Source organism: Paraburkholderia jirisanensis, assembly GCF_054782355.1.
Genome location: NZ_BAAGSQ010000026.1, coordinates 507,780 through 531,194, shown reverse-complemented (window position 1 = coordinate 531,194; position 23,415 = coordinate 507,780). Strand labels below are relative to the sequence as shown.

Annotated in this window: 23 protein-coding genes; 18 read left to right on the top strand and 5 right to left on the bottom strand. The window is 60.4% G+C overall.

All coding sequences use genetic code 11. From position 1 onward, the window contains the following. Nucleotides 1–101: 101 nt before the first annotated feature. Nucleotides 102–1,682: an aldehyde dehydrogenase (NADP(+)) gene (locus tag ACYVNQ_RS18725; RefSeq protein ID WP_460904053.1), complete on the bottom strand. Its 1,581-nt coding sequence runs from the start codon at nt 1,680–1,682 to the stop codon at nt 102–104. A 99-nt stretch (nt 1,683–1,781) separates the two neighbouring features. After that, on the bottom strand, nt 1,782–2,723 hold the full coding sequence (locus ACYVNQ_RS18720) for a dihydrodipicolinate synthase family protein (RefSeq protein ID WP_460904052.1): 942 nt from the start codon (nt 2,721–2,723) through the stop codon (nt 1,782–1,784). 546 nt (nt 2,724–3,269) lie between these two features. On the opposite strand from ACYVNQ_RS18720, the gene ACYVNQ_RS18715 reads away from it, so the two are divergent. Then, on the top strand, nt 3,270–3,977 hold the full coding sequence (locus ACYVNQ_RS18715; RefSeq protein ID WP_460904958.1) for a helix-turn-helix transcriptional regulator: 708 nt from the start codon (nt 3,270–3,272) through the stop codon (nt 3,975–3,977). On the opposite strand, the gene ACYVNQ_RS18710 is transcribed toward ACYVNQ_RS18715, so the two are convergent. Continuing rightward, entirely contained in the window at nt 3,961–4,269 is a 309-nt protein-coding gene (locus ACYVNQ_RS18710; RefSeq protein ID WP_460904051.1) for a helix-turn-helix domain-containing protein, read from the bottom strand. The genes ACYVNQ_RS18715 and ACYVNQ_RS18710 overlap by 17 nt on opposite strands. Nucleotides 4,270–4,421: 152 nt before the next feature. On the opposite strand from ACYVNQ_RS18710, the gene ACYVNQ_RS18705 reads away from it, so the two are divergent. After that, entirely contained in the window at nt 4,422–5,018 is a 597-nt protein-coding gene (locus ACYVNQ_RS18705) for an acyl-homoserine-lactone synthase (RefSeq protein WP_460904050.1), read from the top strand. A gap of 90 nt (nt 5,019–5,108) precedes the next feature. On the opposite strand, the gene ACYVNQ_RS18700 is transcribed toward ACYVNQ_RS18705, so the two are convergent. Further along, nucleotides 5,109–6,620, bottom strand: a complete 1,512-nt coding sequence (locus ACYVNQ_RS18700) for an MFS transporter (protein WP_460904957.1) — start codon at nt 6,618–6,620, stop codon at nt 5,109–5,111. Between the two features lie 140 nt (nt 6,621–6,760). Next, nucleotides 6,761–7,450, bottom strand: a complete 690-nt coding sequence (locus ACYVNQ_RS18695) for a FadR/GntR family transcriptional regulator (protein WP_460904049.1) — start codon at nt 7,448–7,450, stop codon at nt 6,761–6,763. Between the two features lie 53 nt (nt 7,451–7,503). On the opposite strand from ACYVNQ_RS18695, the gene ACYVNQ_RS18690 reads away from it, so the two are divergent. From ACYVNQ_RS18690 to pip, 16 genes are all read left to right on the top strand, one after another. Then, a complete protein-coding gene (locus tag ACYVNQ_RS18690; protein ID WP_460904048.1) occupies nt 7,504–7,656 on the top strand; it encodes a hypothetical protein in 153 nt (50 codons plus the stop codon). Nucleotides 7,657–7,769: 113 nt separating this feature from the next. Then, a complete protein-coding gene (locus ACYVNQ_RS18685) occupies nt 7,770–8,261 on the top strand; it encodes a universal stress protein (protein WP_460904047.1) in 492 nt (163 codons plus the stop codon). A 198-nt stretch (nt 8,262–8,459) separates the two neighbouring features. Next, entirely contained in the window at nt 8,460–9,116 is a 657-nt protein-coding gene (locus ACYVNQ_RS18680; protein ID WP_460904046.1) for a helix-turn-helix domain-containing protein, read from the top strand. Between the two features lie 116 nt (nt 9,117–9,232). Continuing rightward, nucleotides 9,233–10,546, top strand: coding sequence for an SUMF1/EgtB/PvdO family nonheme iron enzyme (locus ACYVNQ_RS18675; protein ID WP_460904045.1), 1,314 nt, complete (start codon nt 9,233–9,235; stop codon nt 10,544–10,546). A gap of 797 nt (nt 10,547–11,343) precedes the next feature. Beyond that, the gene (locus ACYVNQ_RS18670; RefSeq protein ID WP_460904044.1) at nt 11,344–11,643 is read left to right on the top strand and encodes a hypothetical protein; all 300 of its coding nucleotides are present in this window, start codon (nt 11,344–11,346) and stop codon (nt 11,641–11,643) included. 25 nt (nt 11,644–11,668) lie between these two features. Further along, nucleotides 11,669–12,610 (top strand): ABC transporter substrate-binding protein, encoded by a 942-nt coding sequence (locus tag ACYVNQ_RS18665; RefSeq protein WP_460904043.1) that lies wholly within the window; start codon nt 11,669–11,671, stop codon nt 12,608–12,610. 46 nt (nt 12,611–12,656) lie between these two features. Continuing rightward, entirely contained in the window at nt 12,657–13,493 is an 837-nt protein-coding gene (locus tag ACYVNQ_RS18660; RefSeq protein WP_460904042.1) for a 3-methyl-2-oxobutanoate hydroxymethyltransferase, read from the top strand. A gap of 16 nt (nt 13,494–13,509) precedes the next feature. Further along, nucleotides 13,510–14,385, top strand: a complete 876-nt coding sequence (locus ACYVNQ_RS18655) for an alpha/beta fold hydrolase (protein ID WP_460904041.1) — start codon at nt 13,510–13,512, stop codon at nt 14,383–14,385. 53 nt (nt 14,386–14,438) lie between these two features. Continuing rightward, nucleotides 14,439–15,488, top strand: a complete 1,050-nt coding sequence (locus ACYVNQ_RS18650) for an amidohydrolase family protein (RefSeq protein WP_460904956.1) — start codon at nt 14,439–14,441, stop codon at nt 15,486–15,488. 48 nt (nt 15,489–15,536) lie between these two features. Next, nucleotides 15,537–16,388, top strand: coding sequence for an HpcH/HpaI aldolase family protein (locus ACYVNQ_RS18645; protein WP_460904040.1), 852 nt, complete (start codon nt 15,537–15,539; stop codon nt 16,386–16,388). Between the two features lie 90 nt (nt 16,389–16,478). Continuing rightward, nucleotides 16,479–17,585 (top strand): zinc-dependent alcohol dehydrogenase, encoded by a 1,107-nt coding sequence (locus ACYVNQ_RS18640; protein ID WP_460904039.1) that lies wholly within the window; start codon nt 16,479–16,481, stop codon nt 17,583–17,585. 88 nt (nt 17,586–17,673) lie between these two features. Then, the gene (locus ACYVNQ_RS18635) at nt 17,674–18,741 is read left to right on the top strand and encodes a CobW family GTP-binding protein (protein WP_460904038.1); all 1,068 of its coding nucleotides are present in this window, start codon (nt 17,674–17,676) and stop codon (nt 18,739–18,741) included. Between the two features lie 42 nt (nt 18,742–18,783). Continuing rightward, nucleotides 18,784–19,464 (top strand): 2,3-bisphosphoglycerate-dependent phosphoglycerate mutase, encoded by a 681-nt coding sequence (locus ACYVNQ_RS18630; protein ID WP_460904037.1) that lies wholly within the window; start codon nt 18,784–18,786, stop codon nt 19,462–19,464. 58 nt (nt 19,465–19,522) lie between these two features. Next, nucleotides 19,523–20,743, top strand: coding sequence for a cupin domain-containing protein (locus tag ACYVNQ_RS18625; protein ID WP_460904036.1), 1,221 nt, complete (start codon nt 19,523–19,525; stop codon nt 20,741–20,743). A 90-nt stretch (nt 20,744–20,833) separates the two neighbouring features. Beyond that, complete coding sequence (locus ACYVNQ_RS18620) at nt 20,834–22,375, top strand: ethanolamine ammonia-lyase reactivating factor EutA (RefSeq protein WP_460904035.1); 1,542 nt, start codon at nt 20,834–20,836, stop codon at nt 22,373–22,375. Beyond that, on the top strand, nt 22,344–23,339 hold the full coding sequence (gene pip, locus ACYVNQ_RS18615; protein ID WP_460904034.1) for a prolyl aminopeptidase: 996 nt from the start codon (nt 22,344–22,346) through the stop codon (nt 23,337–23,339). The genes ACYVNQ_RS18620 and pip overlap by 32 nt, the downstream gene beginning before the upstream one ends. The last annotated feature ends 76 nt before the right edge of the window (nt 23,340–23,415 follow it).

Genomic DNA, 23,415 nt, shown 5'->3' with positions numbered 1-23,415 from the left:
GGACTCTTGTTTTGCTGCACGGGCAGCGGCAACAACAATCGCTGCGCCACCGCGCGGGCGCTATGAACGCACGGCGGTAGCGGCAGCGACAGTGCGCGGCATCAGCCCTGCACGGGCTTGCCGTCGCGCAGGCGCCAGAGCGCAAGCGGATTATCGTCCTGCAGTGCTTGCGGCAGCAGTTCGGCCGGCAGATCCTGATAGCAGACCGGCCGCAGGAAACGGTCGATTGCCGTTGCGCCAACCGAGGTTGCACGCGCATCGGAGGTGGCAGGGAACGGGCCGCCGTGCACCATCGCGTGCGACACTTCGACACCGGTCGGGAAACCGTTCGCCAGAATGCGGCCGGCCTTGCGTTCGAGCGTCGGCAGCAGTTCGCGGGCGAGTTCGTAGTCGTCGGCTTCGAGCTGCAGCGTCGCAGTCAGCTGACCTTCGAGATGCTCGGCCACCTTCACCATTTCCGCGATGTCCGCGCAAGTGACGATCAGCGATGTCGGCCCGAAGATTTCTTCCTCGAGTTGCGCAGTGGCGAGGAATTGCATCGCCGTGGTCTGGAATAGCGCCGGCAACGCCGCGCATGACGCGTCCGATTGCTGGCCTCGCGCAATGCTTTGCACACCGTTCAGTTCGTTACGCTGCAAGACGCCATCCTTGTACGCATTCGCGATGCCGGCCGTCAGCATCGTCTGCGCGCCCTTTTGTGCCAGCGCTTTGGCAGCGGCGTCGATGAACGTCTGCTTGTTCGGCCCATCGAGCAGCAGCACGAGGCCCGGGTTGGTACAGAACTGGCCGACGCCGAGCGTTACCGAATCGATGAAGCCGTTGGCAAGCGCCTCGGCGCGCTTTGCCAGCGCGCCCGGCAGCACGAAAAACGGATTGATGCTGCTCATCTCCGCGAACACCGGAATCGGCTCGCGACGCTTTGACGCGATGTTCACTAGCGCCAGGCCACCACGCCGCGAACCGGTGAAACCAACCGACTTGATCGCCCGATGCGCAACCAGCGCCTCGCCAATCTCGTTGCCTGCGCCGACCATCAGCGAGAACACGCCTTCCGGCAAACCGTTGTCGGCCACGGCTTTCTGGATCGCGCGGCCAACCAGCTCCGACGTGCCCAGGTGTGCCGGATGTGCCTTCACGACGACCGGGCAACCGGCTGCCAGCGCCGATGCGGTGTCGCCGCCCGCCACGGAGAAGGCCAGCGGGAAGTTGCTCGCGCCGAACACGGCCACCGGACCCACCGGAATCTTCTGCAGGCGCAGATCCGAGCGCGGCAGCGGCTTGCGCTCGGGCAGCGCGGAATCCAGCGTTGCGGTGAGCCAGCGGCCTTCACGCGCGAGCGCGGCGAACAGTCGCAGCTGACCCACCGTGCGCCCCCGTTCGCCTTCGAGGCGCGCCTTCGGCAGCGCCGATTCGGCTTGCGCGCGTTCGATCAGCGCGTCGCCGAGTGCCATGATGTTGTCCGCGATAGCTTCGAGAAAACGCGCACGCGTTTCAAGCGGCGCCTGACGATACGGATCGAACGCCAGCGCTGCCAGTTCGCACGCACGGTCGACCTCGACCGTACCGCCACCGCCGAACTCAGGCTCGATCTCCATGTTGCGGGCCGGGTCGAACGCGCGCAGCGTGCCTTTAGTGCCGCGCACCGCGGACCCGCCGATCAGCATGTCTCCGGTAATCTGCATGTTGCAACTCCTCTCGTAGGCCGCGCGATTGTTGTTCGCGTTCGTTGGCGTGTTTACGCGCACGCGCGGCCAAAAAATTCACATAGTGGGTATGCGCCTTCAACGGCTCGCGGCAGTGTCCGCGAGCTGGCGCTCGAATGCGAGCAGGGCCTGCGTCGCAGCATCGATCTTCGCATGATGTTCGACCGGAGTCGAACTCAGCAGCGGTAGAAGCGGGCCCATGTCCGCGAGCTTCGACATCGTCACCGCGTCGTGCAGCACGCGGATCAGTGAGATCGCGTCGCGCAGTGTTTCGAGCGGCATGAAGGCGTCGTAGAGACGCCGTGCCTCGTCGGCACGATTCGCTTTGGCCGCGTTGAACAGCGCCGTCACCGCGTGCGGCGCGATGCAGCCCGAGCCGGTGGTCCATGCAGCGAGACCGAAATCACGCACATGCACGAGCGCGGGGCGCTCGCCCATCCCCGAAATCACCCGGGCGGAGCTCACACTCTGCAACAGCCGCTGCAAGTACGGATCTTGCGTAGGATTGTCGCGCACGATCGCGTACTTGACCGCAATCAGCGTACCCTGATCGACAAGGCGCGCGAGCGTCTCGACGTCGACGTAGTTTTCGCTCTTCACATACAACGTGAGCGGCATGCCAGCGAGCTGCGAAATGTGCGTCAGGCCGGCTTCGACGCCCTGCGGCGTGGTGAAACCGCTGAACGGCAGCACCATAGCAGTGCGATACGAAGTCTGCGCGAGGATGCGAGCCTGGTCGACCATCTTGCCGTAGTCGGCACCGATCGCCGGAATCACCCGCGTGTCGGGGCCGCTGCTTGCGGCGAGTAAATCGAGCAGATCGCGGTATTCGCTGATTGCGACGTGGTACAGATTTGCATTGCCGGCGTAAAGCAGCGTGCGTACTCCGCCGGCTTCGATATGGCGAATCAGCTTTTGATTCTGCGCCACATCGAGACTGAAGTCGGCGCGGCGCGCGAGTGGCGGTACGGCCATCACGCTGGCAGCGAATTCCTGCTGCTGGATGGGAGAAACGTTCATGGATGCTGGCGACGAGGCGGCGATGTCGAGCGCGAAAGTAGCATTCGCGCTCCAATGTTGTCAAACAACTTCATCCAGCGAACGCACGGCCGATACAGGCAAAAACCCTGATGCCATCGCCGCGGCGGTATGTTTCAATGCTGCTCGTCTGCCACATAGTTGCTTAACAGCCACACAGCATGATTGCATTCTCCCTACAGATGATGCGGTCTTTCTACGCAACCGACAGCGCTTCCCGACGCAATGAAATCGCTTCCGTTACCGACCGCAGATTTTTCTGCAGTTAGAGTTACCGTATTCGCGAAACGCGAATACCCTTAAATCACGGGAAAATGCTCTTATTGGCAGATTTTCTAAAGATTGGCGATGTTTTTATGAACAAATCGCAAATTGGTTTTCGCTGCACAGTTTTTCAGTGAAGAAATAATAATGATGCTAAATTAATGCAGAAGAATACGAGGGCCATGGCGCACGCTGGCAATAGCCAGCGGCATGGCTCCGTCATGACCTGAGAGAACTGCCTTGTCGCTACAATTTTTTGAGCAGATGTCGCCGATGCTCAACGCGGTCGACGACACGACCTGGTTCAGCGAGCTCGGCCGCCTTGCGGAAGGCTGGGGATTCAATCGCGTGCTGGTAGCCATCCTGCCCCGTCCGGGTATCCGGATGGAGGACGCGTTCGTGCGCAGCAGCTATGCGCCGGCGTGGCGTCAGTTCTATGACGCACATGGTTTCGCGCACATCGACCCAACGGTCGCGCACTGCACGACCAAATCGTCGCCGCTGGTATGGTCGCCGGCGTTGTTCAACACGAACCCGCAGCAACAGACAATGTATGAAGAGGCGCGCGCCCATGGGCTGCGCGCCGGTATCACGCTGCCAATTCACGGCCCGCAGCAGGAAAACGGCATGCTGTGCTTCGTCAATGACAGCAACCCCACCAGCGAATTCTGGCGGCACCTTGACGTCGTATTGCCGAATCTGGCGCTACTGCGCGACCTCGTGATCGACACGAGCCAGCCGTATCTGAAGCATCACACCCAAGGGCTGCTGCCCAAGCTGACGCCGCGCGAGCGGGAATGCCTGCAATGGACGGCGCGCGGCAAATCCACGTGGGAGATTTCGCACATCCTCGGATGTTCGGAAGCCGTGGTGAACTTCCACCTGAAGAACATCCGCACGAAATTCGGCGTGAACTCGCGGCGTGCTGCCGCCGTCATTGCAACGCAACTGGGACTTATTGATCCAGGTTGATCAGCTCTTTGGCTTCACCGGCGAGCAGGCGTCCAGCCTTGCCGAGGTCGCCGTCGCTGATGGTCTTGGAGAAGTAGAGCCCAAGCAGGATCGAAACGGGTGCGGGGATTTCCGCGCCGGACTCGAAGCGGCTGCCACGCGATTGCGTGACGCCGAAGCGGGCCCAGAATTGACGCTGACTTTCTTTTCTTTTCTTACGGTAAGCGATGATCAAAACACGATCGACAGCGGACGAAACGTCTGCAGCGCGGTTTTGTACTGCCGCTTGCCAATGATTTTCGAGCAGTTCCATGTTGAGTCCCCATCGGGTTGGCTATTGCTTGTCTCAATTTTGATGAGGAGGGCATCAACCCAACACCTATCCAGGTAGGTAGGTGCAAATTTGTATCCAAAATGCATAAGTTTTTCAGCGTACGGGACAGGCCCGGGCGAGGAGAGACGACCATGCACGCAGCGATTCGAGTTGGCAGCACCAGGGAATTCGACGATTCAGACATTCACGAAATGTACCGGCTACGCGCCCGGGTTTTTCACGGGCGAATGGGCTGGGACATTCCGATCATCGCGGGGATGGAGGTAGACGGCTATGACGCCCTTGGGCCGCATTACATGCTGATCCAAGACGCAGGGATGAAAATTCGCGGCTGTTGGCGCCTGATGCCAACCGAAGGCCCGAACATGCTGAAAGATACGTTTCCACAGCTGTTGCACGGCAAGGCCGCCCCGGTCGGACGGCACATCTGGGAACTGAGCCGTTTCGCGATCGAGACCGATCCTGAAAATGAACAGACGTTCGGCTTCGCCGACGTCACGATGCTGGCGATCCAGGAACTCGTTACGTTCGCGGACCGCATGGGCATCACGCGTTACGTAACCGTAACGACCACCCCTATCGAACGCCTGCTGCGCAGAACCGGTATCGAGATCGCCCGGCTTGGCCCACCGTTGCAGATTGGCGTCGAACGGGCGGTGGCGCTCGATATCGCGGTCAGCGAACAGACGCGCAATGCGCTGTTCGGACCGATGGCCGCGGCGGCCTGACGAGAAGACGAAAGCCGCGCCAGTGGCTTCATTACGCTCGTGTTTCGGCGCGAGAGGCTGGCTCTGCGGCAAGTAGGCCGGCCGCCGAGCCTACTTGCTACGATGGAAGGTGATATGCGAGATCTTCCGCACCAGCAAGGCCGCGGCAAGCGCCGCGCAGCCGGTCAGCAGTACGCCGATATGGATCGACTGCACGAGCACGTGTCGCGCTGCATCGACCAGCGCGGGGCCCTCAAGCCCCGCGCGCTTCAATTGGACCAAAAGCGCGTTGCGCGAGCCCTCGTCGACGAGAATGCGCGGATCGGCAAGCTGCGTACGCCACTGCGCCGCCACCGTTTCGCCGAGCACGTGTAGCGAATCGTCCACACCTGACGCGTAACGGCGGTTCACGATCGTCGCAACCACGCTGGTGCCAAGCATGCCGCCGACCATGCGCGTCGACTGCAGCAGCGCGGTCGTGATGCCCAGACGCTCGCGTCCGGCGATCTCTTGCCCGAACACGTTCAGGTTGTTGAGGATGAAACCCAGGCCGATACCGACCGCCGCCATCGACAATTCGAGGTAAAGATGCGGGGTAGCCGGCGACGCGAGCGCGATCCCCAGCGAAGCGGCAACCAGCAATGCGAAGCCGATCGACAGAATCGACGTAGGCCGCGACATGTGAAGCACGATGCGCGTATTGATGAAGCTGCCGAGCGCGATGCACGCGGCGATCGGCGTAGCCAGCAGGCCGGCCTGTTGCGGCGAAAGGCCAAATCCGCCCTGTAACAGCAATGGCGCGAAAAAGATCAGCGAAAACATCACGAAACCGGACAACACGGACAGCGTAAACAGCGTGACCAGATGCGCATCCTTGAACAGGTCGAGCGGGATGATCGGATGAGTCGCGCGACGCTCGCAGACCAGCAGCAACGCCGCGCCGGCCACGACCAGCACTGCAAGCAGCAGATTGGCGCCGTTCAGGCCGTCCTTCGGCACCGCCTCGATGAAGGTCTGCAGACCGCCCAGCACCAGCGCAACCAGCACTGCGCCGGCCCAGTCGATACGCACGTCGCCGCCACGCTCGCGCCGATAGTGCGGCAGATGTGCCCAGATAAAGTACAGCGCAAGCGCGCCGACCGGCAGATTGACCAGAAACGTCGAGCGCCAGCCGAAATGCTGGCTAAGCCAGCCGCCGAGCGACGGTCCGGCCGCCGTGCCGATGCCGTATGCGGCGGCCATCACCACCTGCCAGCGCACCCGCTGATGCGGGTCTGGAAACAGATCGGGAATCGACGCGAACGCCGTGCCCACCATCATGCCGCCGCCCACGCCCTGCAGTGCCCGCGCAAACACCAGAAACGGCATGCTCGTCGCCAGGCCGCACAACAGCGAAGCGGCTGTAAACACCAGCACTGCGGCGATCACGAAGCGCTTGCGGCCGAAGTAGTCACCGAGACGGCCGAACACCGGCACGGTCACGACGGAAGCAAGCAGATAGGCACTCGCAATCCATGCGTAATATTCGAAGCCGCGTAATTCGGAGACGATCGACGGCAAGGCGGTACTGACCACGGTCTGGTCGAGCGCAACAAGCATGTTGACCAGACCGATGCCGAGCATGGCCAGCAACGCGTCGCGGAAAGGCAGAGGACGGGAAGGATTCACTTCGAAAGGCACACGCAAGGCGCGCAAAGAACACAAGCTGATTGAAAGGCCGCGGCATACAACGCCGCACATAAAATTGACCGCCGATACGCGCGTTATGAGCCGAACATCCGGTCGCGCGCATTCTGCAGATGCGTCCGCATCGCCTGCTCCGCTGCTGCAGCATCGCCGAGCCGGATCGCGTCAAGCACCGCACGGTGCTCGGCCTGCACGAGCCGACGGCGCTCCACCGTTTTGACCAGCGACAGGTTGCGCGACAGATCCATGCTGAACACGATCTGCTCTTCGATGAACGACATCATCGTGATGAAGAACTGATTCTTCGACGCCCGCGCAACCGCGAAATGGAAGATGAAATCGTCCTTCGCGCCAAGCCCTTGCGTTTCGATGACACGCTCCAGTTCGAGCCACGCCTGTTCGATCGCAGCGATATCGTCGGCATCGGCCATCTGCGCGGCAAGCGCCGCCGCGCCTGCTTCGGTGACGATGCGAAAGTCGTAGCAGCGGCGGATATCGGACAAAGATTCAAGCGGTGCGAAGCGGCGCACATCCGGGTCGGGCCGGCGTGCGACCGTGGTGCCCGAGCCGTGCCGCGTCACGATGATGCCGTCGGCCCGTAGACGCGCGAGCGCCTCGCGCACCGTCGGACGCGAGGTGTCGAAGCGCTCCGCCAGTGCATGTTCGGTGGGCAGCCGCTCGCCCTCCTTGTACTCGCCTTCGAGAATCCGATTGAGGATATCGCCGTAGATCTTGTCCGGCAGCCCGGTCGATTTGCGCTCGTTCATCATGCCAGCAGGCGACTTGTCAGAGTAGGCTGCAATTGTAAGGCAACTGGCCCGTGACTAACCGGTTGCGACGCATCGATGCACCAGCCGCAGCCGCGCATCGCATGAATCTCGGCATCGCCCGACGCATCGCCGGCGCAGGGAAATTTGCTAAATGTTTGATTGACATCATGTCGGCGAGCGCGCTGACGCTCTACTTCTATTAAGCTTTCGGGTACGCATCACCGTCATCGCTGTCAAACATATGAGTCAGCGAATGCGTTCCTTCCATGCTGCAGCGGAACGCCCTCGCCGTTGACCCTTTCCGCGCGGAGCCATCATGTACACACGCATTCTCGTAGCAGTCGACGGTAGCCAGACTTCCCGCGGCGCCTTCAGGGCCGCGCTGCATCTCGCCGAGTCATTCGGTGCGGCATTGCGCGCGTATTACGTGATCGAGAACACGCCGATGTACTTCGAGGCACCCGGATACGACCCGTCGATTCTGCAGAAACAGTTCGTTCAGCAAGGCAAGGATCTGACGGCCGAACTCATGCAGGCGATGCGCGAGCACAACGTGAGTGGAGAAGTGACGGTGGGCGAAGCGACTCCGTCCGACGACGTACCGGAACTGCTGCTGAAGGCCGCCGCCGATTTCAAAGCCGACCTGATCGTGATGGGCACGCATGGCCGGCGCGGCATGCAGCGGCTGATTCTCGGCAGCGTGGCCGAACGCTGCGTACGCCAATCGACGCTGCCGGTGCTGCTGATCCCATCGGCAGCGAGCCGAGCAGCCGAAGCCAAAGACGTGGGCAAAGACGCGCAAGCGTAGCAAGCAGGCCGCAGGCGCGTCACTTTGACGCGAAGTTGTGCGCACACCGAATGGGACAATGGAGCTATCGAGACTTTCCGTTGTCCCGCCGCCATGCCAGGTCCTGCCGCCTCAACGCCTATCGTCGTTCACCGCGCGCGCGGCAACACCGTCAGCGCGCCGCCCATCCGCCACAGCGCACGTTGTTCGACTTGCGCGATGCGCCATCTGTGCATGCCACAAGGCTTGCGCGCCGAGGAGCTGCCCAAGCTCGAAGCACTGATCTGCACCGCGCGCACAGTGACACGGGGCGAGACGCTATACCGTGCCGGCGCACGCTTCGAAAACCTGTACGCGGTGCGCGCCGGCTCGCTAAAAACCACCATGGCGCACCGCGACGGCCGCGAACAGGTCACCGGCCTGCGGCTTGCCGGGGAAGCGCTCGGCCTCGACGGCATCAGCAGCGATGCGCACACTTGCAGTGCAATTGCACTGGAGGACAGCTCCGTTTGCATCGTCCCGTACACGGCACTGAAGCATATGTGCCGCGAAATCGATACGATGCAGGACCGTCTGCACCGGCTGATGGGCGAGCAGATCGTCCGCGAAGCCAGCCAGATGATGCTGCTGGGCTCGCTGAACGCGGACGAGCGCGTCGCAGCATTCCTGCTCGACGTATCGGAGCGCAATGCGCAGCGCGGTTATTCGTCGGCGGAATTCAATCTGCGTATGACGCGCGAAGACATGGGCAGCTATCTGGGCATGACGCTCGAAACGGTCAGCAGAACGCTGTCGAAGTTTCAGCGGCTGGGGCTGATCGGCACACGCGGCAAGTTCGTCCGTATCGTCGACCTCGAGGGCTTGCGAAAGCTTTAACCGGGCCGCGCAATATACGAATGGGCTGCAGGCTACGTCCCTTTGTTGACTTCACAGGGATGCCGTCACAGGTTACAGTCTTAGGTCTCCCGTTTCCCGCATGGAGACCCGGCCAAATGAACCGAGATCCCCGCCTGCAACACCCGTTAGTGCAGCGTCTGAAAGACGCTCGCGAGATTACCGACGAACTCTTTACCGTCGTCAAAACCGAGTACCTGTATGAACGACCGATCCGCGAACGGCACCGGATCGTGTTTTACCTTGGCCATCTGGAAGCATTCGACCGCAATCTGTTTGACGAGCGCCTGTGCAAACTGCCGGCGTTCAGCGCGGAACTCGACCAGTTGTTCGCATTCGGCATCGACCCGGTCGATGGCGGATTCCCTACCGATCAGCCTTCCGACTGGCCTTCGCCAGGCGTCGTACGCGACTACGCACAGCAGGCGCGCGAACAGATCGACTACGCACTCGCCACGCTCGAATTCGGCAGCGACGGCATTCGCACCGGCTCGGCCGAACAACTGTTGCAAGTCGCGATCGAGCACCGGCTGATGCACGCCGAAACACTCGCGTACATGCTGCATCAGTTGCCGCTCGAGCAAAAAACCGCACCGGCCGGCACGACGCCATACGCGGCACGCACGGGCGAGTTCGGCAAGGATGCCAGCACGGTTGCGCAGGCAACAATGGCGCAGATTCCCGCAGGACGCGTCGTACTCGGCATGAAACGGGAAGACGGCCAGTTCGGCTGGGATAACGAATTCGGCGCACAGCAGGTCGACGTGGACGCATTCGAGATGGACCGCCATATGGTGACGAACGGCGCTTTTCTGCAGTTCATCGAAGCGGACGGCTATCGGAATCGCGCGTACTGGAACGACAAGGACTGGGCGTGGAAAGAAGCCGAACACGTCGCGCACCCGGTTGGCTGGACGCAGCGCGACGGTACGTGGACGCTACGCACGATGTTCGAAGAAGTGCCGTTGCCGCTCGCCTGGCCGGTGTACGTGAGCCACGCGGAAGCGAGCGCTTACGCGAAGTGGGCCGGCAAGGCGCTGCCCACTGAAGCACAATGGCAACGCGCGGCACACGGTGTGTCGCAAGACGATACGCTGCCGGGCAACTTCGATTTCCGCAGCTGGGACCCTACGCCCGTACACGCGCATCCGGGCAATGTCAGCGCGTTCGGTATCGAAGGGCTGTTCGGCAATGGCTGGGAATGGACGGCTTCGCTATTCGAGGCGCTGCCCGGATTCGAACCGTTTCCGTTCTATCTCGGTTACTCCGCGAACTTCTTCGATGGACAGCACTATGTGATGAAGGGTGGCTCGCCGCGCACCGCACAGTGCATGTTGCGACCGACCTTCCGCAACTGGTTTCAGCCAAGATATCAATACGTGTACGCCGGGTTTCGGTGCGTGCGCAACTGACGAATGAGGCGGAAGCTGAAACAAAAATCCAGCTTCCGCTTGAATGAATATTGTCCGTACCTTACAAATTATTTCGCACGAAATGAACCAGACGGATCTCCGCGTCCGATCGTGCGACGACTTGACACTTTGAAATACGCTGACCGTTGTAGATAAGCGCCCCGCCTTGTCTCAACCTCTGCAAGCCTGAGCGTTCGCAGCATCCACCGCGCGACGCTGTTCCTTTCGAAATCCGTTTGCGCTGCCAGAAACGCGGCGAGATTCCACTCGTCCGTGCAACACAAAAACAGCCTGTTCCGAACCACGCCTGACGATCTCTCCGCCGTCGCGCACCGCGTCGACGCAAAGCTCGAAAGTCTTCGGCCGACCAGATCGAATACGACATCGACACCCTGTGACCCAATCGCGCGGATCTGATCGAGATACGCGGATCATTTGCAATGCTTGATGAGCGCCTCCGCTGACTTTCGCGAGCTTGCTCGCCGAACCAGCAACGCTTCACGCTGTTTCCCCGAACCGGGGCTCTCAGGTAGTGACGAGCGAAATCCACGATTCCCCAAACGAATCCAATACCGGGGCCAAGCTCTCTGCACCTGGCTACGCCTGTATGTCGCGTAACCGCTGCTCCGACGCCCGGCTGTTGGCACAAGGTCGGCGCGCCCTTGTTTGCGCTCCACGCGTCGTTGACGCTACGAGTCCTAGGTGATATCGTTGATTCTGTATTCAGAACATCGTTCCATATAAAGGAACCATACGAACCCCGACTTCGATTCGCGATTCAATTCGTGGGGCCTGAGATGCTAGGCAATATCGGCAAGCCCGATTCTTCGTCGTTGTCCCACGCGCACCGCATTCGTGAAGTAGTGCGCGCGAACTTCGAACTGGGGGCCGATATCGTGATCATGGTTTCGGAGATCGAGTGTCAGGCGCCCGGGTGTCCTCCGCTGGAAACCGTAGTTGCGTTCTGGACCAACGAGGGTCGCCATCGCTTCAAGGTCTTCAAGCCAATGTCGGAATTCGACGGCGAGGATGTGCCATGGAAATGGCTAAGACGCTCGTTGATCGTCCCTGACGATTATTTTGATGGCTGTTGCTAATGGCCATTGATAGGAGACGTGGTGAATGGCAACGCTAAAGACTTGCGTCCAGACCCTTGGACATACCGAGGCCCTGAAAACCGGCAAGGTCGACACCGGCCCATGGTCGCTGGAATTCGAAGAAGTACCGGCGATCATCAAGGCGTTCCGGCGCATGGTTCGCGGTACTGAGTTCGATGTCTGTGAGATGGCCATGACGACCTATCTGTGCGCCAGGGCATACGGCAAACCGTTTACGGCGCTTCCCGTTTTCATCGTGCGCGCGTTCCACCATGGCGGCATTCTGGTGAACCGCAATCTCGGCATCGAGCACCCGCGCCAGCTGGAGGGCCGCAAGGTCGGTGTCAATCGCGGCTATACGGTTACCGCGGGTGTGTGGGCCCGCGCGGTGCTCGCCCAACAATACGGTGTCGATCTTTCGAAAGTCACCTGGGTTCTTTCTGGCGACGAGCACGTGGCGGAGTACAAGGCACCGGCCAATGTGGTGCCGGTGGAACCGGGCCAAACGGTCGAAGATCTGCTGATCTCCGGTGACGTAGCGGCGGCCGTCGGCCTCAAGATCGAAAACCCGAATCTGGTTCCACTGATCCCCGATGCACAGAACGTGGCTTTTTCGGCGATGCGTGAATCGGGCTACTACCCGATCAACCATACGGTCGTCGTTCGCAACGAACTGCTTGAGCAGAACCCGGATCTGGCTCCCACGCTGTTCAACGCATTCGTGAATTCGAAGCGTCAGTGGCTCGAACGCCTGCAACGTACGCCAGCCGTAGAACGCCAACCCAGTGACAGCTTCTATGGCCGCGTGATGGACACGCTTGGCGGCGATCCGCTGCCATATGGTGTCGAGCCCAACCGTCAGGCGCTCGAGAGCGTTATTCGCATCGCGTCGGAGCAACGCATCCTGAGCCGCCAGGTTGCACTCGAGGACATCTTTGCCGCCGGTACGCTGGCGCTCGTGGGTTAAGCCCTGAGCCACAGATCCAGAATCGAAATCGAAAATCGAATCAGACATGCAAACTAACGATAGACAAGTCACGATCCCCGCGCTTGCCCAGATGAAGCGCGACGGACAGAAAATCATGGGCGTGGTGGCCTGGGATGTGCACATGGCGCGCATTGCCGAACGTGCGGGCGTCGATATGCTGATCGTCGGCGACTCGGTGGGCGTCAACGTCTGGGGCCACGCCAACCCGCTCGAGATCACCCTCGATGAAATGTTGATCGTATCCAAGGCAGTTCGTCGCGGCGCCACGTGTGCACTGGTATGCGCCGACATGCCTTTCGGTTCGCTGCAACGCGGCGTCCAGTCGACGGTAGAAGCCGGTATCCGTCTGGTCAAGGAAGCCGCGGTCGACATGATCAAGCTGGACGGCGCCGCAGACTATCCGGAAGCCGTCACCGCGCTGGTAAAGGCTGGCATCCCCGTGATGGCCCAGTTCGGCATCACGCCGCAAACGGCGCTGAAATACGGCATTCAATACCAGCATGCAAACGGCGCGCTGGTGTCCGATGCAATGGTTGCCCAGTTGATTCGCGACGCAAAGATCATGGAAGCCGCTGGCGCTTCGATGATCGACTTCACGAACTCGGGCCCCGTTGCCGGTGAGGCCGTGTGCAAGGCCGTCGATATCCCCGTCATTGGCGGTTTTGGCGGAGGCCCATGGCTCGATGGTCGCGTACGTATGGCCCATGCCGCCATCGGCTACGGTGCCGGCAATATCGACGCCGAACTGGAGCAGTACGCCAATGTGGCTCGTACGACGCTCGCCGCGTTCACCGAACTGTTCGCCGACGTTCGCGCCGGCAAGCAGATCAAGGGCACCCCGAAAGCCAAAGCCGCAGTCTGATCCCCGGGAGCAAAGCATGCCTTTCGTTACTGTTGATGGAATTTCCACGCGTTACGATGTAATCGGCGACGGCCCCGCGCTTCTTATGTACAGCCCGGGCGGTTTCAATGCCACGATCGAAACATGGACCACGCTCGGCGTCTATTCGCGGGTCCAACCTCTCGACTATCTGAGCAAGCGCTTCAAGTGCATCGTCTTTGACCGCCGCGAAACCGGCCAGTCGGGCGGCCGTATCGAGCGCGTCACCTGGCAACACATGGTTGCACAGGGTATCGGCCTCCTCGATCACCTGGGCATTGACCGAGCGTTTCTGATGGGCGGTTGCATGGGTGTTTCGCCCGTCATCGCATTGGCGACACAGCATCCGGAACGCGTGTTGGGCCAGGTCCTGTACTGGCCTGTCGGTGGCGCCCGCTACCGGATGAACAGTCATCAGCGCTTCTCCGAGCATCTGGCATTCGTGAACCAGAACGGAATGGCCGCAGTGGTGGAACTCGCGCGCTCGACCGGCAAGCCGTTCGGCGCGGATCCCAGGGGTGGCCCCTGGGCATCCGTGATCCAGACGAACCCCGCATTTGCGCAGGCATTCGCATCGTTCGACGTTGCAAAGTACCGGGCAATCACAACCGGCATGTGCCGAAACCTGTTCGACCGCGACACTGCACCGGGCGCCGAGCCGGAAGACCTGCTGGTGCTCGACATCCCGACGCTGATCATTCCTGGACAAGATGCATCGCATGCGACGTCGGCCGCCGTATACCTGCACGAGTGCATTCCGAATTCGCAGTACTGGGCCGTGAACGCAGCCGATCAGCAGGTGGCCAATACGGCGGAGCGTCTGGATGCGTTCTTCAAGTCCACACTCGACAAGCAGGGCCTGATTCCGGCCTGAAAACGACGTCGAGAACAATCTTACGAACGATTTTAAATGCGGCGCCCCCTATTGTGATTATCGATATCCACTGCCATTACACGACCGAACCGCTGCCCCTGCATGTCTTTCGCGACAAGCAGCTAGCCGGGTTGCTGGATCCGGCCCGCAAGCCCAAGGGCACGGACCTTGGCATCAGCAATGACGAGATTATCGCCAGCGTTCAGCCGCAACTGAAACTGCAACGCGAACGCGGTTCCGATCTCACGATCTTCAGCCCGCGTGCCGCCGGGATGGCGCATCACATCGGCAACGAAGCAACCTCGAACGAATGGACGCGCCTGTCCAACGATCTCATCCACCGGATTGCGACGCTGCTGCCGAACAACTTCGCTGGTGTCGCGCAACTACCGCAATGCCCGGGTGTCAGCCCCGCGAATTGCATCCCGGAGCTGGAGCGCGCAGTAAACGAACTCGGTTTCGTGGGCGTAAACCTGAACCCGGATCCGAGCGGCGGCAACTGGAGCGGCCCCCCGATGACCGACCGCCACTGGTACCCGGTTTACGAAAAGCTGGTGGAGCTTGACGTGCCGGCCATGATCCACGTCAGTTCGTGTTGCAATCCGAATTTCCATCACACGGGGGCCCACTACATCAACGCCGATACCGCTGTATTCATGCAGTTGATCCAGGGCAATCTGTTCAAGGATTTCCCGACGCTGCGTTTCGTGATCCCGCACGGCGGCGGTGCCGTTCCGTATCACTGGGGGCGTTACCGCGGCATGAGTCTCGCCATGCAAAAGCGCCAGTTGGTCGAGCACGTGATGCAGAACGTGTTCTTCGACACCTGTGTCTACCATCTGCCCGGGATCGAGCTGCTGACCCGCGTCGTTCCGGAAGACAACATCCTGTTTGCGTCAGAAATGCTGGGGGCCGTGCCCGGCATCGACCCGGAAACAGGTCACGCATTCGACGATACACGCCGTTATATCGAACAGGTTCAAGGCCTGAGCGAAGAGACCCGGTTCAAGATCTTCGAAGGCAATGCGCGCCGCGTCTACCCGCGCCTCGATGCGTTGCTGAAAGCCCGTGAAGCCCAGGCGCAGGCTGCCGTAGCTCACTAGCAACGACGGGGGCCCACCGGACACCCGTTCCACAAAAAAGGTTAGAACATGTCGCGTCTTAATGGTGTCATCCGCGCCCTCGAGACAGGGGGCCACGCATTCTCCCTGTTTGCGCCGTGCGAAATCGAAACCGCAACCGAACTGCAGGCGTCGCCCTACCATTCGGTGGTCTTCGAAGGCGAGCATCGTGGCTGGGATATCAAGAGTCTGCGCAACAGCCTGCAATATCTGATGAACCGTAGCCAGATCGCCAAAAACGGCCTCCCCCCTACGGTAACCCCGTTCGCCCGTGTTCCGGCTAACGGCTGCGAGATGAATCAGTTCCTGGCCAAACAGGCGCTGGATATCGGTTGCTACGGCATTGTGTTCCCGCACATCTCGACGGTCGAAGAGGCCTACAACGCGATTTCCGCGTGCCGCTATGCACGTCTGAAGGACAAGCCCCTCTACGAACCGGCAGGCATCCGCGGCGATGGTCCGATGCAGGCTGCGCGTTACTGGGGTCTTTCGATGGCGGAATACTACGCGAAAGCCGACGTATGGCCGCTGGCTGCCGATGGAGAAATCTTTGTCGTTCTGCAGATCGAAGACACGGCGGGGATCACGAACCTGCCGGACATGCTGAAGAACGTCCCAGGGATCGGCGCAATACTGATCGGAGAGGGCGACCTGAGCCAGGAATTGGGCGTTCCCCGCCAGACTGAGCACCCGGAAGTGTTGGCCGCGATGGCGCAAATCGTTTCCGCGTGCAAGGAACACAACGTGATCGTTGGCCATCCTCATGTTACGAAGGACAACGCGCAAAGGGTGATCGACGAGGGCTACCGGTTTCTGATGGCAGCAGCACCGCGCAACTTCGATACCGTGAATACCGTTCGCTCGAGGCTGGGCCATCAATAAGCCAGTCAATCGAAGCCTCATTAAAAAATAGACAGGCGACCGATAGCAGGCTGAATGGGCTGGGTCGCCCTTTTCCAAGGAGTATCTGAGATGGTGGACAAGGTCGTTGCACAGGTTCGGGTCGGCCCGAGCGAACTGGAATTGCGCGAATTCGACATGCCGGAGGTTGCGGACGATTGCGCGTTGATGCGTGTTGAAGTTGCCGGCATCTGCGGCACCGACGTCAAGATGTACAAGGAACAACTTAAGGGTGCGCCGGTCGTGATGGGTCACGAAAACATCGGAATTCTTGAGAAGGCAGGTCCCGAGTTTCTGAAGCGTACGGGCCTCAAGATCGGCGATCGCATTTTCCCGGAACACTACACGTCGTGCGGCAAGTGCGAACACTGCCACTCAGGCCAATACCGTCACTGCATCGGTACCGACTGGCGTTTCAATCCGAAGGGCATCCGCCTCGGCTATACGGCAATCGACAATGACCACTCGCCGCTGTTGGGCGGGCTATCGCAATACATCTATCTGCCGTCGAATGCAGTCGTTCATAAGGTTCCGGACGGTCTGGATCCGGAACTCGCAGGCGTCGTCACGCCGATGGCAAATGGCATCGAATGGGCACTGTTCGATTGCAATGTCGGCTATGACACATCGGTGCTGATCCAGGGCCCGGGGCAGCAAGGTCTTTCGCAAGTTGTTGCATGCAAGCAGGCTGGCGCTTCGATGATCATCGTTACCGGTACGGCGAAGGATTCGAAGCGTCTCGCAATCGCGAAGGAACTGGGCGCCGACGTCGTGATCGACGTGTCCAGGGAAGATCCGCTGGAAAAGATTCTGGCAGCGACGGACCACCGCGGTGTCGACGTCGCGCTGGACTGCACGGCAGGCGCAGGCACCAAGGCGATTCTGCTCGGTATCGAAGCACTGAAGCGCAAGTGCGGCACGCTGCTGATTCAAGGTGAGATGGCCGACTTCCCGAACTTCCCGATTGCGAAGGTGACCGTCAAGGCCATCACGATCAAGTCGGCTCGCGGCCACTCGTATAAGGCTTGCGAACTCGCGTTGAAGCAACTGGCATCGAAGCGCTTTCCGCTCGAAAAGATCACCACGCATCGCTTTGCCCTGAAGGACGCAGACGCAGCGATCAAGGCCGTGGGCGGCGCGGAGGATGCGATTCACGTGTCGATCATGCCGTGGATGTAATCGAAGCGAATCGGGGCCCTGGGGCCTGACGCAGTTATTTTTCAGACCCCACGGCGGGCTGAGCTGTGGGGTCGGCGGAGAGATGAGAATGAAAAAACCTATCCCGATAACAGTTCTCACGGGTTATCTGGGAACGGGTAAGACAACGCTGCTTAACCGCATTCTGTCGGAAGATCATGGCAACAAGTACGCCGTGATCGTCAACGAGTTCGGTGAGATCGGTATCGATAACGATCTGCTCGTGTCATCGGATGATGAGTTGTTTGAAATGAACAACGGATGCATCTGTTGTACGGTCCGGGCCGATCTGATCCAGGTGCTTTACAAGCTTCTGGCCACGGCGCAGACCTTTGACGCGGTCATTATCGAGACTACCGGTTTGGCAGCCCCAGGCCCCGTGATCCAGACGTTTCTGGTCGATCCATATTTGCAGGCCCACTTTAAACTCGATTCGATTATCACGCTGGTGGATGCGGTGCACGTCCATCAGCGACTGGCCGATAGTCGGGAAGCCGTGGAACAGATCGCCTTCGCGGATCAACTGATTATCAACAAGATCGAACAGATAGACAAAAAGCAGCTGCTTCGTATCGAGACTGCGCTTCGCGGGCTCAACCCGTTTGCGCGAATCTACAGGACATCGCGTTGCCAGATCCAGCTTGATGCGGTGATCGGTCGCGGGTCGTTCGACCTGTCCCGCGTTGAGGGCCTGCCCACGATAGCGGACGCGCCTGCTGCGGAGCACGTCCACGATGAATATTGCGGCCACGACCATGGGCACATGCATGACGAACACTGCGGTAGCGATCATGCCGATCACAATCAAGCGCACGATGTCGATAACCACATTCAGGCCGGCGGCATCCATAGCGTCGCGTTAACGACGGACAGGGCGCTGGATCTGCCCCGGCTGGAAGAATGGCTTGCGAACCTGGTGACCGTGCGGGGCACTGATATCTTGCGCAGCAAGGGGATCTTTCACATCTCGGGATACGAGCGCCGGTACGTATTCCAGTCGGTCCACATGCTGATGGAGGGCGACTTTCAAAACCCTTGGACCGACGCGAAGGCGCGCTATAGCCGGTACGTGCTGATCGGCCGAAATCTGGATCGTGAGGCCTTACGAGCCGGCTTTGAAGGCTGTATCCATGGCTAATGCCAGCGCCCGGACTGCAGGTAGAGAAAAGGATATTCAGTGATGCTCGTCCCCGCCCCACTCGGCCCCCAGGCAAAACTGGTGCTGCTCCGACACGGCGAATCCAAATGGAATGCCGGTTCCAGGTTTACCGGATGGGCGGATATCGATCTGACGCCGCAGGGCATCGTTCAGGCCCGGCAAGCGGGCGAGATGCTAAGACATGCCGATTGGACTTTTGACGATGGATTTTCGTCGATGTTGACCCGCGCCCTGCGCACCTACTGGGTCGTCGCCCAGCACCTCTATCCGGATCAGGAACCGCAGCCCGTCACCGATTGGCGACTTAATGAACGGCATTACGGCATGTTGACCGGCATGAGCAAAGCAGAAGTTTCGGCCCGCTACGGCCCGCTCGAGTTGGCGAATTTCCGCTTTAACGTGGATGCGCGTCCAGCGCCCGTACCGCCAGAGAACCCCTACAGTCCGGAGTCGGATCCCAGGTACCTGGCCTTCGCGCCTCGCTCATTACCCCGTGGCGAATCGATCGGCGACGCGGCAATCCGCGTGCGTGCGGCATGGTCTGAGCGGATATTGCCGCGCCTACAGGCTGGCAAACGCGTACTGGTATGCGCTCACGGGACCACCCTGCGGTCACTGATACAGATCATCGAAGGCCTGCAGGACGACAGGGTCATGTCAATGAAAGTCCCGAATGCCCAACCTGTGGCCTACAACGACTGAACAGACCGATCAAAGCAATCTTTATCTGAAAGATTGCCCTATACAAAGGAGAGACACGATGCCGCATGAAAAAGACCTTGCTCACTGGCACGAACCGGCTGGCCACAAGAAAGCGGGTTTCGGCGAATTCAAGAAGCAGCCGACGCCCTACGACCTGTTCATGGAAAGCGAAGGCGTGCCGGTTTTCCGCGATATCGGTATCAAGGACGTGCGCAATCTGCCGATGGTGCAATGGAAGCGCAAGGGCGGTCGCGGCCACTACATCCAGTTGCTGGGCACGGAAACGAAGTGGGGGTGCTACGTGGTCGAAGTGCCGGCAGGCAGCGCACTGAACCCCGAAAAGCATATGTTCGAGGAAATTTACTGGGTGGTCGAAGGACGCGGCACCACCGAGGTCTGGCTTGAAGGCGAAAGCCGCAAGCACGTGTTCGAATGGCAGGCCGGCTCGATGTTCTCGATTCCGATGAACGCCTGGTTCCGTATCGTCGACGGCTCGAACTCCGGTGCGATTCTGCTTGCAGGCAACACGGCACCGAATGTGATGAACCAGATCAACAATGTCGAAGCGGTGTTTAACAACCCGTTTGTGTTCCGCGATCGCTTCAGTGCAGACGAAGACTTCTACAAGCCGCGCGACGAGATCGAAACGGATCCGGTTCGCGGCCTCGCGCGGCGTCGTACCAACCTGATTACCGATGCGGTGAACTGCGAGCTGCCGCTGGACAACCGTCGTTCGCCGGGCTACCGCCGTGTCGAGCCGTTCATGACGGAGAACTGCTTCTACTTCTGGATCGGCCAGCACGAACAGGGCCGCTACTCGAAGGCCCACGCTCACACGTCGGCCGCCATCCTGATCTGCCTGAAGGGTGAAGGCTATACCTACACGTGGCCGGAACAATACGGCGAAACCCCCTGGGCCACCGGTCACGCAGACAAGGTCCGGCGCCTCGACTACGGTTACGGCGGCATGGTGACCGCAGCGCCTGGCGGCGCACGCTGGTACCACCAGCACTTCAGCACGTCCAGCGAACCGTTCCGTCTGACCGCATGGTTTGGCCCGCACAACCCGGGCCGGGATCCGGGTGCCCCGGGCGCGAAGCACAACGACTACACGGCTCAGGACGTCGGCGCTGGCGGCACCGCGATCCCTTACTGGATGGAAGACCCCTACATCCGTCAAGAGTACCAGTCGCGCCTCGCGAAGAACGGCGTCCAGAGCCGTATGGACCCGTCGTGGTACGTGAAGCCGGAAAAGCATGTCGGTGACTCGGTCGTCTGACGCGTTCGCGTAGTGGGTCCGCAGTCAGCAGGTCCAGAGGGCTGTGTTCTTTCAGGGACGCGGCCCGTCTTTTATGTACTGGAGACACGCATGAAAAGCGAGCCACAAGAAGGTCGCATCTTCTTTACCGATACCGGCCGGAGCCTGGAGGAAGAGGACGAAATCCAGCTGGTCAGCGTGGGAATCGATGTTGGATCCTCCACGTCTCACATGGTCATTTCGCGCATCGTGCTCGAACGAACAACCACGCGTTACATCGTTTCGCAACGCACGATCCTTCATGAATCGGATATCTTACTCACCCCCTATTCCGACGATCTGACGATCGACGAGGCGCGGCTGGGTGCATTCATCGATCAGCAATACCACAAGGCGGGCGTCACGCCCGACCAGATCGATACCGGCGCGCTGATCCTCACCGGCCTGGCAGTGCGCCGTCGCAACGCACGGGCGATCGCGGATCTGTTCGCCGCGCAGGCGGGCAAATTCGTTTCGGTCTCGGCGGGTGACGGACTCGAATCCATGCTGGCGGCATTCGGTTCCGGCGCGGTGTTGCGCGCACTGCGTCAAGATACGCGTCTGCTGCACCTGGATATTGGCGGCGGCACCACGAAGATCGCGATCTGCGAAGAAGGCGAGGTCAAAAGCGTGACCGCGATCGACATTGGCGCACGCATCATCACTGTCGACGCGGACGGTCGCATTGCCCGTGTCGAATCCGCGGGCGAACGGTTTGCGCAGGAGCTTGGCGTCACGCTCACCGTGGGTGTCAAGCCGGGCCCTGGCGTACTGGAGGCCATCGTCGAACGCATGGCCGAGCGCCTGTGTGAAGCGTCGATGAAGAACGGCGCGGAACTTAGTCCGCTCACGGCTTCGCTGCTCCGTCTGACGCCGCTTGAAGGCGCCCGGGTTCCCGATCTGGTCACGTTCTCGGGTGGTGTTTCGGAATACGTGTACGGCCGCGAAACGCGCGAGTTCTGCGACCTGGGCTTGTGGCTGGCCGCCGCGGTTCGCAAGCGCATCGAAGCTTCAGGAGCCGAAATCAGGGAAACCGACGAGGGTATCCGCGCCACCGTGGTCGGCGCCTCGCAATACACGGTTCAGGTGAGCGGTAGCACGGTGTTTGTTGAACCGCAGTCGGTTCTGCCGCTGCGCAACCTGCCGGTGGTGGTCCTCGATTGCGATCTCGAGCCGGATCAACTGGACCCCAACGACATCGAAAAAGCCGTGACCACCGCGCTTGGGCGGATGGACCTGCAGGCAGACACGAAGGCCGTTGCCCTCTTCCACCGGTTTGCTGGCACGGCCTTCTATCGTCGCATGGACGCGTTTGTGGCCGGTGTGATGAACGCCATGCGCACGCGGATCGAAGCCGGACAACCGATCGTCCTGATCGGTGAAGGCGATGTCGGCGGCCTGATCGGCATCCACTTCAAGCGGGAACGTGGTCTCCCGGTGCCCATCGTTTCCATTGACGGAATCTCGCTGAAGGAATTCGATTTCGTCGACATCGGTGAGCTGCTTCCCACGGCCTCGGCGGCACCCGTCGTGATCAAATCCCTGGTGTTCCCGACGTCAGGTGGTCTGGGCAGGAGCGCATTTGAACCCACAACCGAAGCCGCATCCGGATAACGGGCCAGCGATGATCTATCTGCGCGATCTCTATCCGCCAAGCACGGCCCGCGCATCCGGCTGGATCGATGTCAGTGGCGGCCATCGCGTCTACTGGGAGACGCATGGCAATCCGCTGGGTATTCCGTTGCTGCACCTATGCGGCGGCCCTGGCGGTTCCCCTGGTCGCCAGGACCCGCGATTTTTTAATCCCTTCGGTTATCGCATCGTGCTCATTCACCCTCGCGGCGCCGGTCGCTCGACGCCGGCGGCCAGCATCGAACACAACACAACGAACGATCAGATTGCCGATATTGAACAACTTCGCATGCTGCTCGATATCGAACGCTGGATTGTTTCCGGCGCATCCTGGGGGACCACGCTAGCCTTGGCTTATGCCCAAACCCACCCGCAACGAGTCCGCGCGCTGCTGCTGCGGGGTGTCTTTCTTTGCACCGCACGCGAACTGGAGTGGCTTTATGGCGGAGGTGCCGCTCGCTTGCATCCTGAGGCTTGGGAGCACTTCTCAACATGGACCGGAGCTTCTGGACGTCAGGGTCTTCTAAAGGCCTACGCACGGGCATTGAATTGCGGCGCCTCCGAAGAGGAATATGAGGCGGCCTATCAGTGGTGTGCCTGGGAAAATCATCTGGCCGGATGCCGGGACCCGCTACGCGGCACGGCTGCCGAAACGAAGCTGCAAGAACTGGCCATGGCTCGCATCTCCGTGCACTACTTTCTGCATGAGGGATTCCTGTCACCTGATCAGATACTCAACCATACAGACCGATTGCAAGACATTCCTGGCGCGTTAATTCACGGCACACGGGACGAAGTGACGCCGACCGGTGCCTACGCGTTGACTCAGGCATGGAAAAAATCCGAGCTTCACGCGATAGAAGGCGGAACCCATCTGGCCAGTGACCACGCCGGGATGATCGATTGCATCGTTCGCAACTCCAGCGAATTAATAAGTTTGCGATAGCAAGTAGATCGACCCCGATTCTTTTGAAGATCGTCCGCATGCGATACACGGTCACCTGCGCGTGTAGTGCGCGGAC

Coding starts and splice junctions, on each gene's coding strand:
- ACYVNQ_RS18725 (WP_460904053.1), bottom strand. CDS start 1,682: ATGCAGATTACCGGAGACATGCTGATCGGCGGGTCCGCGGTGCGCGGC.
- ACYVNQ_RS18720 (WP_460904052.1), bottom strand. CDS start 2,723: ATGAACGTTTCTCCCATCCAGCAGCAGGAATTCGCTGCCAGCGTGATG.
- ACYVNQ_RS18715 (WP_460904958.1), top strand. CDS start 3,270: ATGTCGCCGATGCTCAACGCGGTCGACGACACGACCTGGTTCAGCGAG.
- ACYVNQ_RS18710 (WP_460904051.1), bottom strand. CDS start 4,269: ATGGAACTGCTCGAAAATCATTGGCAAGCGGCAGTACAAAACCGCGCT.
- ACYVNQ_RS18705 (WP_460904050.1), top strand. CDS start 4,422: ATGCACGCAGCGATTCGAGTTGGCAGCACCAGGGAATTCGACGATTCA.
- ACYVNQ_RS18700 (WP_460904957.1), bottom strand. CDS start 6,620: ATGCTCGGCATCGGTCTGGTCAACATGCTTGTTGCGCTCGACCAGACC.
- ACYVNQ_RS18695 (WP_460904049.1), bottom strand. CDS start 7,450: ATGAACGAGCGCAAATCGACCGGGCTGCCGGACAAGATCTACGGCGAT.
- ACYVNQ_RS18685 (WP_460904047.1), top strand. CDS start 7,770: ATGTACACACGCATTCTCGTAGCAGTCGACGGTAGCCAGACTTCCCGC.
- ACYVNQ_RS18680 (WP_460904046.1), top strand. CDS start 8,460: ATGCGCCATCTGTGCATGCCACAAGGCTTGCGCGCCGAGGAGCTGCCC.
- ACYVNQ_RS18675 (WP_460904045.1), top strand. CDS start 9,233: ATGAACCGAGATCCCCGCCTGCAACACCCGTTAGTGCAGCGTCTGAAA.
- ACYVNQ_RS18670 (WP_460904044.1), top strand. CDS start 11,344: ATGCTAGGCAATATCGGCAAGCCCGATTCTTCGTCGTTGTCCCACGCG.
- ACYVNQ_RS18665 (WP_460904043.1), top strand. CDS start 11,669: ATGGCAACGCTAAAGACTTGCGTCCAGACCCTTGGACATACCGAGGCC.
- ACYVNQ_RS18660 (WP_460904042.1), top strand. CDS start 12,657: ATGCAAACTAACGATAGACAAGTCACGATCCCCGCGCTTGCCCAGATG.
- ACYVNQ_RS18655 (WP_460904041.1), top strand. CDS start 13,510: ATGCCTTTCGTTACTGTTGATGGAATTTCCACGCGTTACGATGTAATC.
- ACYVNQ_RS18645 (WP_460904040.1), top strand. CDS start 15,537: ATGTCGCGTCTTAATGGTGTCATCCGCGCCCTCGAGACAGGGGGCCAC.
- ACYVNQ_RS18640 (WP_460904039.1), top strand. CDS start 16,479: ATGGTGGACAAGGTCGTTGCACAGGTTCGGGTCGGCCCGAGCGAACTG.
- ACYVNQ_RS18635 (WP_460904038.1), top strand. CDS start 17,674: ATGAAAAAACCTATCCCGATAACAGTTCTCACGGGTTATCTGGGAACG.
- ACYVNQ_RS18630 (WP_460904037.1), top strand. CDS start 18,784: ATGCTCGTCCCCGCCCCACTCGGCCCCCAGGCAAAACTGGTGCTGCTC.
- ACYVNQ_RS18625 (WP_460904036.1), top strand. CDS start 19,523: ATGCCGCATGAAAAAGACCTTGCTCACTGGCACGAACCGGCTGGCCAC.
- ACYVNQ_RS18620 (WP_460904035.1), top strand. CDS start 20,834: ATGAAAAGCGAGCCACAAGAAGGTCGCATCTTCTTTACCGATACCGGC.